Source organism: Eubacterium sp. ER2, from assembly GCF_000765215.1.
Classification (GTDB): Bacteria; Bacillota; Clostridia; order Lachnospirales; family Lachnospiraceae; genus Claveliimonas; species Claveliimonas intestinigallinarum.
The window spans coordinates 1-14,252 of sequence record NZ_JPJE01000049.1 but is presented as its reverse complement, the minus strand read 5'-3'; the positions used below and the strand labels follow the sequence as shown (position 1 = coordinate 14,252).

The following is a 14,252-nucleotide window of genomic DNA, read 5'->3' as shown; positions in this document are numbered from 1 at the left end:
CTTTTCTAATAGTGGACCCATTTTTTGGATGCTGTGAACTGTATGGCTGACAGGAGCACCGTCAGAATGATCATGACAATAGCCACCGCTGTAGCCTGTCCCATATTAAATTCCTCAAATCCAAGCTGATAGTACATATACAGAAGCGTCCTTGTGCTTCCCGACGGGCCGCCCTGGGTCAGGATCTGTATCTGATCATAGGCCTGCAGGGAACTGACCATTGTAATGATCACCAGGAAAAATGTGGTGGGGGAGATACACGGCAGCGTCACATCCCGGAATCTCTGCCAGCTCTTCGCCCCGTCAAGGCCGCTTGCCTCGTACAGCTCTCCCGGAACTTTCTCCAGAGCCGACAGGTAGAAGATCATAGCGTATCCCAGGCTCTTCCAGACAGTCACAATGATCACCGCCAGCATGGCTGTCTCGGAACTTTTTATCCACTGCAGTGCCGGAAGATGCAGAAATTCCAGCACTGCGTTTGCAATTCCGGTGTCCGGATCATAGATCCAGGTCCACACAATGGAAATTGCCACTGTAGGCGTGATCCACGGGGAAAACAGAATAAACTTCACGATCCCGCTTCCCTTGAACGCCTTCTGCATCAGCAGCGCCAGGAGCAGTCCCAGGACAATAGTGGGGATCAGGGTCCCCACTGTGAACACGATGGTGTTCCACAGGGCATCGTAGAAACGTGCATCCTTGAAGAGCGCTATAAAGTTGTCAAGAAATACAAAATTGTATGTTGGCGACATGTAGTCCCAGTCTGTAAAGCTGATATACACAGACCGGAGTATGGGGTAAATCCAGAATACGATCAGGGGGATCAGGGCGGGCAGGACAAACAGCCACACAGTCCCCACTTTTCGAAAGCTAATCTTTTTTCTCATAACTCATTTCCTTTCTGTTTATCATTCCGTAAATCACGAGCATGGTGACCGCTGTGGCCGGCAGCGAGATCCATATGCCGGTCATCCCGGTAATTGCCGGGATCAGGAACAGGTATACAGGTGATACGACCAGGCTCTCCGCAAATGTGAGGATCACAGCCAGCCTGGCCCTCAGCACCGCGTTCAGATAAGAGAGATTAAATTTTGCAAATCCTGTCACCAGGAAAGCAAGAGCGCTGATCCTCATGCCTGTTCCGAAAAATGCGGCCGCCTCCTCGGAGAGGCCAAACCACCGGGCAAGGTAGGGCGTGCAGATCCATGTCGCCGCCATAGTCACTGCTCCCAGCACGCCCGCTCCTATGCGGGCAATCCGTTTCACCTGTCCAAGCTCCACAGGCCGCCCCGCTCCGTTGTAGTAGCTCAGGAGGGGCTGCACTCCGTCTCCTATGCCGGTCAGCAGGTACTGTACCGGAAAGACGATGTAGGAGATGACGGCATAGCAGGCCACCGCTGCGTTTCCCCCGTACCGGAGGCACTGCCAGTTGGTGAAAATGAGGGCCACGGTGGGCGCCAGGGAGACGCCGAAGGCGGTGATGCCGCTGCGGCAGATCCCGGCCGCCAGCCTCCTCTCAAGAGCAGGCCTTGCCTTCTCCTTGTAGGCCCTGGCAAGGACAAGGATGCTGATGGCCAGCACCACGAGCTGGGCGGTCACTGTTCCGAAGGCCGCGCCCCGTATCCCCATTCCCAGGGGAAACATCAGATAGTAGTTGACTGCGATGTTCACCACAAACCCGGTCACCATGCTGATCATGGCCGCAAAAGACAGGTTCATGTTCCGAAGGAGAGGCGTGATCCCTGTGCCGCACACCTGCAGCACGCCCCCGGCGATGATGATGCCGGTGTACTGCTGTGCCTGCTCCATCACATCCCCCTCTGCTCCGAAGATGCGAAGGAGGGGATCCCTCGCCGCAAAGAGGATGACCGACAGGAGGATGCCTGCCAGCGCCAGGAATGTCACAGTTGTATTGAACATTCTCCTGCAGCCGTCCCGGTCACCCTTTCCCAGCATATTGGAATAGAGGACGCTTCCCCCTGTGCCGATCCCGATTCCCAGGGCTGTGATCACAGCCGGGATGGGCCAGGCGATATTGATGGCCGCAAGTCCTGTGTCCCCCGCCGCCTTTCCCACAAATAGTCCGTCCACCACGCTGTACATACCTGACATGGTAAAAGCGATCATGGTGGGGAGAGCCTGTTTTAAAATTCGTCTGAACATGGGTGTCTTGGTTCCTTTCTCTTCGGTCCTCTCGGACACAACCCGGATTATAAACAATGAGTTTTAAGAAATCTTCAAAAAAATGTAAAGTCTGTGTAAAGCTCTTTCCCGTAAATCCGCATGAAAAAAGGACCTTCCGGAGCAATGCTCCGAAAAGTCCTTCTACTGCGTTTTATATTGCTCTACACATCTTTCCTGTGCATATCCTGTTCGAACTCCTTCGTGGACTGTAGCAGCATCTGGTCAAAGCGGTCCGGGTCGCTGACCATGATGGCACCGCAAAGGGCGTCCACAAAGGCCATCTGGGAGATGCGGGAGGAGATCCACCGGCTGATCTCCGAGAAATGGATGGTGGGAGTGATAAAGATGTAGTCCGCGATCTGGGCCAGGCCGGACACCTGATCTCCCGTCACCGCCACCGTCACAGCTCCCGCCTGCCTGGCCGCGGTCAGGGAGTCTATGACAGCCTGGGTCTCTCCGGATATGGAAAATCCGATAGCCACATCCTTTTTCCCCAGATGACCGGCGCTGACCTTCTGGAAGAACAGGTCCGAGTAGTTCCTGCTGGTGAGCCCCAGGTGGAGCATCCTGCCGGACAGCTCCGCCGCCGCGTTGGCGGAATTGTCCGTCCCGTACACGTCTATGATCTTGGCCTTTTTTATGACCTTCACAACCTCCTCCAGCTGTCTCAGGTCCAGATGTTTCGCCATGTCCGATATCATGGTGAGATCATCCCTGATAATCTGGAAGACGGCCTCGTATTTTCTGTATTCTCGCTTTGCCGGGGATTTCTTTCCTCCGGAAGCCGGTTCCCTGGCAGCGGCCTCATGCATTCCTCTTTCCTGCTTTCCCTTTTCCTGCCAGACCTCCCGCTGAAAAGCGGACCAGCCCTCATATCCAGCAGCCTGCAGCATCCGGATGATAGTGGCCTGTCCCACCCCGGCCTGCCCGGCCAGTTCCCGCACGGTCATGGTCCGGGCGGCGTCCGGGTCTTCCAGCAGTATATCCGCCGCTTTCTTTTGATTATTGCTCAGCATGGCATAGCAGAGCCTCAGTTCCGTCTCCCACATAGTTCTCTCCTCCCCGCGGAGCAGCGCTCCGTTTTTTCGACTTTTTTCAATGTCTCATTTTAGCACTGACCGCCCGAGGATGGTGTAGAAATTCTACCATTTTACAAAGATTTAACCTACATTCCGTGCTCTGTGTGGAGCAGCATGTGAGCTTTATGGGACAATGGCTGCCCCATGTACTCCTCATAGAGCTTCCGGATATCCGGATTTTCATGAGAAAAACGGATTTTGCAGTCGCTGTCAAGCCGGTAGAGCTGCCTGCCTCTGTCAAAGGCCAGCTCCTGCCCGTCGTGGATGGGCTGTCCGCCCCCTCCCACGCACCCGCCGGGGCAGGCCATGACTTCCACAAAGTCGTACTGCACCTCCCCCTTCTCCATCCTGTCCAGAAGAGTCCTGGTGTTTCCAAGTCCGCTCACCACAGCAGTGCGGATCCGGATGCCGTTGATGGTGAGCTCCGCCTCCGACACGCCCTCATTTGCGTTAAATCCGGGGCTTCTGACAGCCTCAAAGGCGTCCGCGTCCGGATTTTCCCCTGTGATCACTGCGTAGGCTGTGCGCAGGGCCGCCTCCATGACGCCCCCTGTGACGCCGAAGATGACGCCGGCGCCGGTCCCCTCCTGCATGGGAGAGTCCCCCGGTATATCCCGGAGAGTCTCCGGGCTGATGTGGGCGGAGCGCATCATTTTCACCAGCTCTCTCGTGGTGATGACCGCGTCCACATCGTGGCCCGCGTATTCCTCATAGAAAAGCTCCTGCTCCCGCTCTGCCTTCTTGGCCACGCAGGGCATGACAGATACCGTGTAAATGTCCTCCGGCCGCTTTCCGATCTTCTCCGCGAAATAGGTCTTCATGACCGCGCCGAACATCTGCTGGGGCGACTTGGCGGTGGAGAGATATTTCACAAGGTGGGGGTACTGGGATTTGGCAAACCGTACCCAGCCCGGGCAGCAGGAGGTGAACATGGGATAGCTTTTCAGCTCTCCCGCCGTAAATCTCCTGACGAACTCGTTGGCCTCCTCCATGATGGTCAGGTCCGCGGAGAAGACAGTGTCAAACACATAGTCCGCCCCCATTCGCTTCAGGGCATCCATGATCTTCCCTACAGAGGCCTCCTCCGGGGCCAGTCCCGTCTGCTCACCCCAGGATGTGCGGACAGCAGGCGCCACCTGGACCACCACGGTCTTCTTCTCGTCTGCCATGGCGTCCCACACCTTCTCTGTGTCGTCCCGCTCCCGCAGGGCGCCCACCGGGCAGTGGGTGATGCACTGGCCGCAGAGGGAGCAGGGGGCGTCCTCGATATTCATATGTCCGGACACGTTGACTGTGGTCCGGGATCCCGTCCCCTCCACATCCCACACAGACAGCTTCTGCACCTTGTCACAGATCTGGATGCACCGCATGCACTTGATACACTTTGCGGAGTCCCGGATCAGAGGGAAATCCTGGTTCCACTCCCGCCTGTCGATCTCCTGGCGGTAGGGGATGTCGATGATGTTCAGGTCATTGGCGATCTTCTGCAGGCTGCAGCAGCCGCTGCGGGCGCAGGTGACGCACTGGCAGTCGTGCTGGGACAGGATCAGCTCCACATTGGTCCTCCTGTCCTTGCGCACCTTGGGGCTGTTGGTAAAGATCACCATGCCCTCCTCAGCCACGTTGTTGCAGGATGTGATGAGCCTCTCCTTCCCCTCCAGCTCCACCACGCACACACGGCAGGCTGCGATCTCGTTGATGCCCTTCAGATAGCAGAGGCTGGGTATGGGGATGCCGTTCTGTCTGGCAGCCTCCATGATTGTCGTATTTTCTTTTACGGAAATGGATTTCCCGTCAATTGTCAGATTTACCATATCGTCTCGCGCCCTCCTTTGAATATGCCGTAACCGAAGTGATCGCACCGCAGGCAGCGTCCCGCCTCCTGCTTTGCCTCATTTTCTGTCATGCAGTTTTCCACGCCTTCAAAGTCCTTCACCCGCAGACAGGCCTCCCGCTCTGTCAGATTGACTCTTCCGCAGGGGGAGCGATCCGTAAGGTCCGGCTCTGGGATGTCCACGTCACAGGAGATCTCATGGTGATAGCCCAGATACTCGTCAATATTGGCCGCCACCACCTTGCCGGCAGCAATGGCCGTGATGACAGAGGCAGGGCCGCTGGCGCAGTCTCCCCCCGCAAATACACCCGGCATATTCTCAAAGGTTCCCGTGCTCTTTGTGCGTATCTTTCCTCTCTCCACCGGGATGCCTGCCTCCTCAAAGTGGCGGGTCTCAATGTTCTGCCCAATGGCCACGATGAGCACGTCGCAGGGGATGTAGACGTCCTCCTCCCCTGTGGGGCGGATGCTGGCTCTGCCGTCCCGGATGGCGCTGACCATCTGGGGCGTCACATAGAGCCCTCTGACCTGGCCCGCCTCATCCACATCAATGGATGATGGCGCCTTCAGCGTCTGCAGCTCCACGCCCTCCGCGATGGCCCCCTCGATCTCCTGGGGCAGGGCGGTCATATCCGCCCTCCGGCGGCGGTACACAATGCTGACCTTCCTGGCTCCCAGACGCTTTGCCGTGCGGACTGCGTCCATGGACACATTTCCCCCGCCAACGACAGCCACCTCCTTGCCGGTCAGATCCATGATGATGTTCTTTCCTACATTCCGCAGGAACTGCACAGCCGAGAGCACGCCCTGTGCGTCCTCTCCCTCCAGGCCCAGCTTCTTGTCCGTGCTGGCGCCGATAGTGATGAGCACTGCGTCGTACTCCTTCCTGAGCTGCTGGATGGTGATGTCCTGGCCAATCTTCATGCCGTACTTTACCTGCACTCCTGTCTTTAAAATACAGTCAATATCCTCCTCCAGCCGCTCCTTTGGAAGACGGTAGTTGGGGATGCCGTACCGGAGCATGCCGCCCAGCTTTGGCAGCATCTCGTAGACCACAGCCTGATGTCCCATGAGCTGCAGATAGTAGGCAGCGCTCAGGCCCCCGGGGCCGCCGCCCAGCACGGCAATCCGTTTCCCTGTAGACGGAGCGCAGGCCGGCGGATCCACCTCACCTGCATAGTCTGCCGCCATCCGCTTCAGTCCCCGGATATTGACCGAATCGTCCACCATATTCCTGCGGCATCTGGCCTCGCAGGGATGCTCACAGATAAACCCGCATGTGGTAGGGAACGGGTTGTCCTTGCGGATCAGCCGCACCGCGTCCGCATAGCGCCCCTCCCCGATCAGGGCTATGTATCCCGGCACATCCACATGAGCCGGACAGAGGGCCACGCAGGGCACAGGCTGGTTGTAGCTGCAGGTACATCTGCCGTTCCTGATATGTTCAATATAGTCATCCCGGTAGCCCATCAGTCCCTTGTAGACCATGCGGGCCGCCTCGTAGCCGATGGCGCAGTCCGCCGACTCCATAATGGAGAGGGCTGTCTCCTCCATGTAGTCCAGTGTCTTCATGGTGGCCTTTCCGTCCAGCACGTCCTTGATAAAATGGTTCAGCTGTCCAAGTCCGATCCTGCAGGGCACGCATTTCCCGCAGGTCTGGGCGTGGCACAGCTCCAGGAAGGCTCTGGACATGTCCACGGGACACAGTCCCGGAGGGCTGGACTCGATTCGTCTCTCCAGATCCTTGTAGAGACCTTCCATGACAATCCTGGCTCTGTTGGGAGCCTTAATCTCTAGTCTGCTCATTTTCTCTTTCTCCTCTCAATGTTTTCCTACCACAGATTTGTTTATTATATCACCCCTGCCGCCTGTTGTAATCCCATTTTCCGGAAGTAGATTTTTTAACGAAAAAAGGTCATAAAAAGCGGCCGGCTCATTTACGAGTCCGGCCGCTGTGCAGCTTCCTTTAATTGTTATATTATTCTATTTAGTGGCATTTGCTCCATCCGCAGCTCTTGCAGATGTTACATCCCTCTTCAAAGATCAGAGGCTCTCCGCACTCCGGGCAGTACATCTTGTCCTTGTCCAGCTCTGTGGAGACTGCCTTTGGCTTTGGAACCTTCTTTACCTTCTTCACCGGCTTTTCCGCCTCGCAGTTCTCCTTTGCTGCCAGCTCAGCCTGCATCTCATTGTACATATCCATGAGAGCATTTCCCACTGCCATGGGACAGCAGGCCCCTCTACTGGTGTCCTTCCTGGTCACTCTTCTGGCTGTGTAGGAGGGGCAGGAGCCGCTGGAGTTGAGCTGGTCCACAATGGTCTCAATGCTGATGCCGCCCCTTGCGCTGATGGAGATCATACGGGACAGTCCCACCATGAAGTTGTTGCAGCCGCCTGTGGAGCCCTTGCTCAGGTATGTCTCCAGAAGGGCGCCTGTGTTGGGGTCAAACAGGGCGATACAGTGCAGGCTTCCGCAGCCTGTCACCAGCTTGCGCTTCTTGCCCACCACGTCGTCTGTCACAAGAAGGATCTCGCCTCTCTTCAGGCCCTCGCCTGCGGTGACCTCCTTCTTCTCCTTCTTCAGGTCTGTATTGAGGATACCAATCCTCTTGCAGCCGTCGCGGAAAATGGTGATTCCCTTCAGACCCTTCTCATAGGCGTACATATAGAGACCTTCCGTCTCCTCCACGGTGAAGCCGTTGGGCACATTTACCGTAGAACTGATAGAAGCGTCAATGTGCTGCTGCCATACGGACTGCATGTCAATCCTCTGGCGGTAGTCCAGAGTCATGGCCGTCACAAAGTAATCCGGCAGCTCCGCATCGCTCTTGATGCCAAACTGCTTCATATAGGTCTCCACGATCTTTGTGTACACCTTATAGTAGACGTCTGTCCCGTGAAGAGACTCGGTCTTTCTCTCATAGTAGTTTGCGTAGACAGGCTCAATGCCGCCGGAAATGCCCAGCATAGTGGACAGGGTTCCTGTGGGGGCGATAGTCAGAAGCTGGGAGTTGCGAAGGCCGTACTTTTTCACCAGTTCCCTTGTCTTCTCTGACGTGTTTGCCAGGAAATAGGGGGTGCTCATGACCTCGTTAATCTCACAGGCCGGGTAGGCGCCCTTCTCTTTTGCCAGCTTTGCGGAAGCGGCAATGGCTGAATCCGCCATGGCAAATCCGATCTTGTCGCACATGGCCACAGCGTCCTCCTCGCCGTAAGCCAATCCCAGCTTGATGAGGCAGTCGGCAAGTCCCATGATGCCAAGTCCGATCTGACGCCACCGGGCCACGCTCTCCTGCTGCTCCTCCAGGGGATGAAGAGGAAGTCCCTCCTCCAGCACTTCGTTCAGAGCTCCTACAGATACCTCCACGCAGTGCTTCAGTCCCTCAAAGTCAAACTGAGCGTGATCCGTAAATGGGTCGTTTACAAAGGCGGACAGGTTGATGCTGCCAAGAAGACAGCTTCCGCCTGCCGGCAAAGGCTCCTCAGCACAGGGATTGACTCCTGCGTAGGAGAAATCCTTTGTGTTGCTCAGGAGGTTCCATCCCTCGATGCGATCCCAGAACAGAGCACCCGGCTCCGCATAGTCCCAGTTTGTCTCCGCGATCTTGCGGAACAACTCTCTGGCGTTGATCTGCTTCTCGATGACCTGGCCTGTAGCCTCTCTTGTATAGTGAAGGAGATAGTCCTCATTTTTCTTTACCGCCTCCATGAAGTCCTCGTGGATGCGCACGGAAATATTGGCCTTTGTGACCTTCTCCAGATCGGTCTTCAGGTCAATGAACTCCTCCACATCCGGGTGGGAACAGTCGATGGAGATCATCAGCGCTCCGCGTCTTCCGTTCTGTCCGATCAGAGCCGTCACAAGGGAATACAGCTCCATAAAGGACACGGAGCCGCTTGTCTCCTTTGCCGCATTGTTGATGCGTGCCCCTCTGGGGCTTAATTTTGAGATATCCACCCCGCAGCCACCGCCATAGCTGTAGGTCCGGGCCAGCTTTTTGGCACAGTCGAAGATGCTCTCAATATTATCCTCCGGAGGATCCACCACATAGCAGTTAGAGTAGGTTACCTTCCTGCCCTCCTTGTCCAATCCCCTGTTGGACAGGATCCGGCCGCCGAACAGGAACTTTTTTTCCCGGATATACTGGGCGATCTCTTCATTTCCTCCGCTGATACGCCCAACCCACTCGTCAAAGCTCTCGCCTTCATTACAGTACTTTTTAGTCCATATGTCTGTGCCGAGCCGATTGTCCTCGCCCAGCCATTCTTCTACAGTCATTTCACGTTTCTCCTTTTTGATTAATAGCATATAACATCATACCACTATATAAAGTGCTTTTCAAGGTCACATTATACATTATGTGTGTAATTGGAAGTTAAAGGAAATAAGAAAGTACAGCTCCGGAAATCCTTGATCCGGGGCTGTACTTTTGGTTGATTGCTTTGAAACAGAAATAAACTGTCCACTATCTATTTACAACATTCTGGGGCGCTCCCTCCAGGAAAGACTGAAGATTTGAAACCGCTATGTCCATAAGTCTTTTTCTGGATTCCTTCGGCGCCCATGATATATGGGGTGTTATAATGCAGTTCGGCGCTTTCAGCAGCGGGTTGTCGCTGTGTATGGGTTCATCAGATACAACGTCTAGGCCCGCAGCTGCTACTTTTCCTTCCTGCAGCGCCTCTGCAAGAGCTTCCTCATCAATGAGAGGCCCCCGGGAATTGTTTATAATGATAACTCCCTCTTTCATCTTGCCAATGCTCTGTCTGTTAATTATTTTTTCTGTCTCTGGAAAGAGGGGGCAGTGCAGGGCGATCACATCTGAATTTCTCAGCAACTCGTCCAATGAAGAATACTTACAGGAGGGTGACTCCAGCGCTTCATTTTTGTATGAATCATAAGCCAGCACATTCATCCCCAAAGCCTGGGCAATTCTTCCTGTTGTCTGCCCGATTCTCCCATAGCCAATGATTCCCATCGTCTTACCGTCCAGTTCGATCAATGGATAGTCCCAAAAGCACCAGTCGGGATTGTCTGTCCATTTCCCATTATGGACCGCCTCATTGTGATGTCCTATATGGTGGCATATCTCCAGCAGAAGCCCAATGGCAAACTGCCCGACTGCTGCTGTGCCGTATGTAGGAATGTTGGCAACCGGTATATTCTTTTCACGTGCAGCTCTGACATCCACCACATTATATCCTGTAGCCAGAACTCCAACAAATTTTATATTGCTGCAGCGTTCAAACACTTCCGCCGGAAGCGGTGTCTTATTGGTGTATACAATCTGGGCGTCGCCAATCCTTTCGATCACCTCTTCCACATCTGTCAGAGAAGTCCGGTCGTAGATGATACACTCCCCTATTTCTTCTAATCCTTTCCAGTCCAGATCACCGGGATTCAGTGTATAACCGTCAAGTACAACTATTTTCATGCCAATTCCTCCTAAATCTGAGGATTATCCGGATGGAGCATGGTGGCAATGACCTTGTGAAGCACGTCATCCTTCCAGATTTCTTTCCAGTTCTCTCTCATGACTAGTCTGTTCCCCAGAGATATCGCCACCTTACACGCGTCAGATACAGGCGGGTTTCCGGGAATGTATCCCAGAAAGTTTGCTGACAGATTATAGATATGTCCTGTCAGAAACGAGACGGCGGCCTCTTTGGGGATTCCTCTCCTTACAGCCTCGTCAACCGTTTCCGCCATTGCGTAGAGACAGGTAGCTCCAAGCAGCTCTACCAGAGTCGGCTCCAGAAATGCTATCTGCTCAGATGTCATGACATAGGCATGCTCCACTGGCGCATACATCTGTTTCGCCACCTCTACGCACTGTTCAAATTTTGCGTCATCTCCCTGGATCTTCGACATAACAATATCCTGTTTGCCGCCACACCCTCCAAAGCGGTCCTGGCGCGCCTCATACGTATCCTGATCAAGAAAGTAGGATGGATGACAGGGATGCGCAACGCCAAATGTACAGTCTTCTCTCAGCGTCAGCTCTCTTGCCACTGCCGCCGCCGGATCCAGGATAATAAAGCCTGTTCCCGGCTTCAGCTGGGGCACATAGACTTCTGACAGCTTCCCTATAAGGGTATCAGGCACCGCAAAAACAACTACGTCTGATTTTGCCAGCGCTTCCTCCACCGGAACCGGCTCAAAGCCCCGGTCCTTAATGCTTTTTATCCCTGCCTCAGAGGCTTCTACCAGAAGCAGCTCAAACCTGTCCTGCTTTTTGGCCAGATTATTGCTGGTCCTTGTTCCCATTTTCCCGCCTGCTCCGATTACACTTACAACAATTTTTTCCATAACTATTTTCCTCTTTTCCCACTTATCGTTTATTTCATATTTTTTACCACTGTCTCGGCAATGGCTTCCGGTGAGAATCCGTATGCATCCGCCAGCTCTTTTGCGGGCCCTGATTCACCAAATGTAGTAAGTCCAATCCTTTTTACCTTCTTTGGATCATTCTCCGTCACCAGCCTGCTGATATAGGCACCAAGCCCGCCATTTATATTGTGATCTTCCACTGTAACAATACGAGTCACTTTTGAGATAGCCTCCAGAATTTTCTCCTGATGCTTTCCGTAAAGGATATTCACATCTCCAACCATAACATTGATGCCCTGCCCTTTGAGGAGCTCCGCTGCCGCCAGCACCCGGTCAAGCACAAAGCCACTCGAAAGGAGAAGCGTGTCTGTTCCGTAATCCTTTAAAATCCGGATTCCATCCAGACTGAATGGCGTTTCCCTGTCATATATATCGGCCTCTCTTCCGCTTCCTGCCCTCACATATACAGGGCCATTGATTTCTGCCGCCAGCTTTACAGCGTGGTATGTCTGAGCCGCATCCGCCGGAGTGAGAATGGTAAAGCCGGGAATATTGGAGAGAATTCCCAGATCCTCGTAAAACTGATGTGTGACCCCTTCCCGTTCTCCTCCAAGTAATCCGGAGTTAATTCCCACAAATTTCACATTCAGATTGGGGTAAGCCACAAATGTTCTCATCTGTTCACATGCGCGCATAGTCATAAATCCCGCGTATGTACCTACAAATGGAAGAAGCCCCGCCGCCGCCAGTCCTGCCGCTGTGTCCACAGCTCCCTGCTCTGAAATGCCCACCTCCACATACTGTTCCGGATGAAGCTCCGCAAATTTTGTGGCACGCATTGCTTTTAATGAATCCGGGGATACAAACATAATTTTATTGTCTGTTTCTGCCAGATCAATCAACGCCTGTGCAAACGCTTCTCTTGTACCTTTAAATTCTGCCATTACGATTCACCTCCTAAAATTTTCACAGCCTCTTTATACTGTTCTTCTGAGGGCACGCCTTTGTGCCAGGCATTATTGTTCTCCATAAAGGGAAGTCCCTTTCCTTTGATACAGTCGCAGACGATTACGCTTGGTTTCCCCTTCGCCTGCTTTGCAGTCTGGATAGCTGCCTTGATTTCCTCGATATTATGTCCGTCTATTTCCTGGGCGTGCCATCCAAAAACCTCAAAACGCTCTCTCACATTGTTGGAACCAATGGTGTCCACAACAGATCCTCCACTCTGCCATCCGTTTTTATCCACAAATACAATCAGATTGTCTAAATGATGAGCTGCCGCTGTATTGATTCCCTCCCAGCAGATGCCTTCCTGCAGTTCTCCGTCACCTGTAATGACGAATACATTGTAATCCTTTTTCCTGTACTTTCCTGCGATTGCCATCCCCGCCGCAATAGCAATACCGTTTCCCAGGGAACCTGATGTCATATCAACACCTCTGGTCTTGTTCATGACCGGATGCCCCTGAAACATACTTCCCAGCGCTCTCAGCTTAAAGTCCTTTATCTTTTCCCCAAAGTATCCCTTTTCAGACAGAGCCGCATAGTAGATAGGGCAGGCATGCCCTTTGGAGAGTACAAATCTGTCCCGGTCCTCCCACTCAGGATTTTCCGGATCTATCCTCATCTCATCAAAATAGAGAACTGCAATGATATCCGCAATAGATAACGCCGGGCCAGGATGACCATCCTTTCCCTTATAGACCATTTCCACTGCCGTCAATCGAAGATGATCTGCTATTCTTTTTAATTCTTCTACCTTCATGGAACTATCCTCCTCATATAAATTTTATCGGATGATGATTATGTTCGGTTTAATGTTCGTCGTATTAACATTAAACATCTGATGTTTAATGTATACTATATTTCCTTTGAAAAGTCAATAGATTTTAGCAAAATAACTATTAATCGTTTGACGTTTAATGAATTATTTGTTATAATCTCCAATATAGTAAATTGGGATTTTTATGCTTGCACATTAATAATTGAAAGGATAGTAAATATATGAGTAATTTATTTCAAGCCTCAAAACGAGAATCCGCCGTTGACATTGTAGTTAACAGCATTAAGCAGCTGTTAATGGACAAGAAGCTGCTTCCCGGGGACAAGCTTCCAAATGAACTGGAAATCTCGGAAGGCCTGAATGTGAGCAGGGGGTCTGTCAGAGAAGCAATGAAAATACTGTCCGCTTTTGGACTAGTTGATATCCGGGTTGGCAACGGCACGTATGTGAGTGAATCGCCGGACAGCAATCTGTTGGATTCACTCCTGTTCACATACTTTGTGACCAACCCGGATGTGGAAAACCTTTATGAATTCCGCCAGATATTTGAAAAAGATATTATCGAGCTTGTCATTGATCATTATGATGAAAATGAAGAATACAGGAAAGCCATGAAAGACAATCTTTCTGAACTGGAAGCACTGATCGGATCCAACGCTGACACAGAAAAGATTTTTCAGAATGATATTGATTTCCATCATCTGCTCGGTGAAGCATGCTGCAACCCTCTTGCTGCCAGAATATATTATTTTGTCATTCATTCGCTGCGCGCATCCATCTCCCATACACATTCACACCAGAGGGGGGAGTATGCGTATGAAGCACACACAAAAATCTATAACATTATCCAAAAGAAGGCATATTCAGAAATTGACAACTGTGTAAAAAATTCTGTGGATATCTGGTACAATCTTCTGCAGGATTAAATAAAAAGGGGCTTTTTACAGCCCCTTTCAGACTGTAGACAAAGGTGGTGCTGGAGCCCTAGCTCCAGCACCACTCTTTTTGCCAAAATGCCAACTCCCATATTTTCTTATAAAG

11 protein-coding genes are annotated in these 14,252 nt (G+C 52.6%); 1 reads left to right on the top strand and 10 read right to left on the bottom strand.

Translation table 11 applies throughout. The annotated features are described in order from the left end of the window. Nucleotides 1-5 precede the first annotated feature (5 nt). From NI21_RS0114800 to NI21_RS0114755, 10 genes are all read right to left on the bottom strand, one after another. Nucleotides 6-887 (bottom strand): carbohydrate ABC transporter permease, encoded by an 882-nt coding sequence (locus tag NI21_RS0114800; protein WP_033126988.1) that lies wholly within the window; start codon nt 885-887, stop codon nt 6-8. Further along, a complete protein-coding gene (locus NI21_RS0114795; protein WP_033126987.1) occupies nt 871-2,163 on the bottom strand; it encodes an MATE family efflux transporter in 1,293 nt (430 codons plus the stop codon). Before NI21_RS0114795 ends, NI21_RS0114800 begins: the two co-directional genes overlap by 17 nt. Nucleotides 2,164-2,345: 182 nt before the next feature. Further along, nucleotides 2,346-3,233 (bottom strand): MurR/RpiR family transcriptional regulator, encoded by an 888-nt coding sequence (locus NI21_RS0114790; RefSeq protein WP_033126986.1) that lies wholly within the window; start codon nt 3,231-3,233, stop codon nt 2,346-2,348. A gap of 116 nt (nt 3,234-3,349) precedes the next feature. After that, a complete protein-coding gene (locus NI21_RS0114785) occupies nt 3,350-5,077 on the bottom strand; it encodes a [FeFe] hydrogenase, group A (protein WP_033126985.1) in 1,728 nt (575 codons plus the stop codon). After that, nucleotides 5,071-6,903: an NAD(P)-binding protein gene (locus NI21_RS0114780; protein ID WP_033126984.1), complete on the bottom strand. Its 1,833-nt coding sequence runs from the start codon at nt 6,901-6,903 to the stop codon at nt 5,071-5,073. The genes NI21_RS0114785 and NI21_RS0114780 overlap by 7 nt, the downstream gene beginning before the upstream one ends. A gap of 181 nt (nt 6,904-7,084) precedes the next feature. Then, nucleotides 7,085-9,376 (bottom strand): adenosylcobalamin-dependent ribonucleoside-diphosphate reductase, encoded by a 2,292-nt coding sequence (locus NI21_RS0114775; protein ID WP_033126983.1) that lies wholly within the window; start codon nt 9,374-9,376, stop codon nt 7,085-7,087. Nucleotides 9,377-9,563: 187 nt separating this feature from the next. After that, on the bottom strand, nt 9,564-10,532 hold the full coding sequence (locus NI21_RS0114770; protein WP_033126982.1) for a D-2-hydroxyacid dehydrogenase: 969 nt from the start codon (nt 10,530-10,532) through the stop codon (nt 9,564-9,566). Between the two features lie 11 nt (nt 10,533-10,543). Continuing rightward, nucleotides 10,544-11,407: a phosphogluconate dehydrogenase C-terminal domain-containing protein gene (locus NI21_RS0114765; RefSeq protein ID WP_033126981.1), complete on the bottom strand. Its 864-nt coding sequence runs from the start codon at nt 11,405-11,407 to the stop codon at nt 10,544-10,546. Nucleotides 11,408-11,436: 29 nt separating this feature from the next. After that, entirely contained in the window at nt 11,437-12,372 is a 936-nt protein-coding gene (locus NI21_RS0114760; protein ID WP_033126980.1) for a transketolase family protein, read from the bottom strand. Further along, nucleotides 12,372-13,193 carry a transketolase gene (locus NI21_RS0114755; RefSeq protein WP_033126979.1) on the bottom strand — a complete coding sequence of 274 codons (822 nt, stop codon included), beginning with the start codon at nt 13,191-13,193 and terminating at the stop codon, nt 12,372-12,374. The genes NI21_RS0114760 and NI21_RS0114755 overlap by 1 nt, the downstream gene beginning before the upstream one ends. Nucleotides 13,194-13,432: 239 nt before the next feature. On the opposite strand from NI21_RS0114755, the gene NI21_RS0114750 reads away from it, so the two are divergent. After that, a complete protein-coding gene (locus tag NI21_RS0114750) occupies nt 13,433-14,137 on the top strand; it encodes a FadR/GntR family transcriptional regulator (protein ID WP_033126978.1) in 705 nt (234 codons plus the stop codon). The last annotated feature ends 115 nt before the right edge of the window (nt 14,138-14,252 follow it).

What these genes read in the sequence shown, in the direction of transcription:
- NI21_RS0114760 (WP_033126980.1), bottom strand. Translation starts at nt 12,372, where the DNA reads ATGGCAGAATTTAAAGGTACAAGAGAAGCGTTTGCACAGGCGTTGATT.
- NI21_RS0114770 (WP_033126982.1), bottom strand. Translation starts at nt 10,532, where the DNA reads ATGAAAATAGTTGTACTTGACGGTTATACACTGAATCCCGGTGATCTG.
- NI21_RS0114775 (WP_033126983.1), bottom strand. Translation starts at nt 9,376, where the DNA reads ATGACTGTAGAAGAATGGCTGGGCGAGGACAATCGGCTCGGCACAGAC.
- NI21_RS0114795 (WP_033126987.1), bottom strand. Translation starts at nt 2,163, where the DNA reads ATGTTCAGACGAATTTTAAAACAGGCTCTCCCCACCATGATCGCTTTT.
- NI21_RS0114785 (WP_033126985.1), bottom strand. Translation starts at nt 5,077, where the DNA reads ATGGTAAATCTGACAATTGACGGGAAATCCATTTCCGTAAAAGAAAAT.
- NI21_RS0114780 (WP_033126984.1), bottom strand. Translation starts at nt 6,903, where the DNA reads ATGAGCAGACTAGAGATTAAGGCTCCCAACAGAGCCAGGATTGTCATG.
- NI21_RS0114765 (WP_033126981.1), bottom strand. Translation starts at nt 11,407, where the DNA reads ATGGAAAAAATTGTTGTAAGTGTAATCGGAGCAGGCGGGAAAATGGGA.
- NI21_RS0114755 (WP_033126979.1), bottom strand. Translation starts at nt 13,193, where the DNA reads ATGAAGGTAGAAGAATTAAAAAGAATAGCAGATCATCTTCGATTGACG.
- NI21_RS0114800 (WP_033126988.1), bottom strand. Translation starts at nt 887, where the DNA reads ATGAGAAAAAAGATTAGCTTTCGAAAAGTGGGGACTGTGTGGCTGTTT.
- NI21_RS0114750 (WP_033126978.1), top strand. Translation starts at nt 13,433, where the DNA reads ATGAGTAATTTATTTCAAGCCTCAAAACGAGAATCCGCCGTTGACATT.
- NI21_RS0114790 (WP_033126986.1), bottom strand. Translation starts at nt 3,233, where the DNA reads ATGTGGGAGACGGAACTGAGGCTCTGCTATGCCATGCTGAGCAATAAT.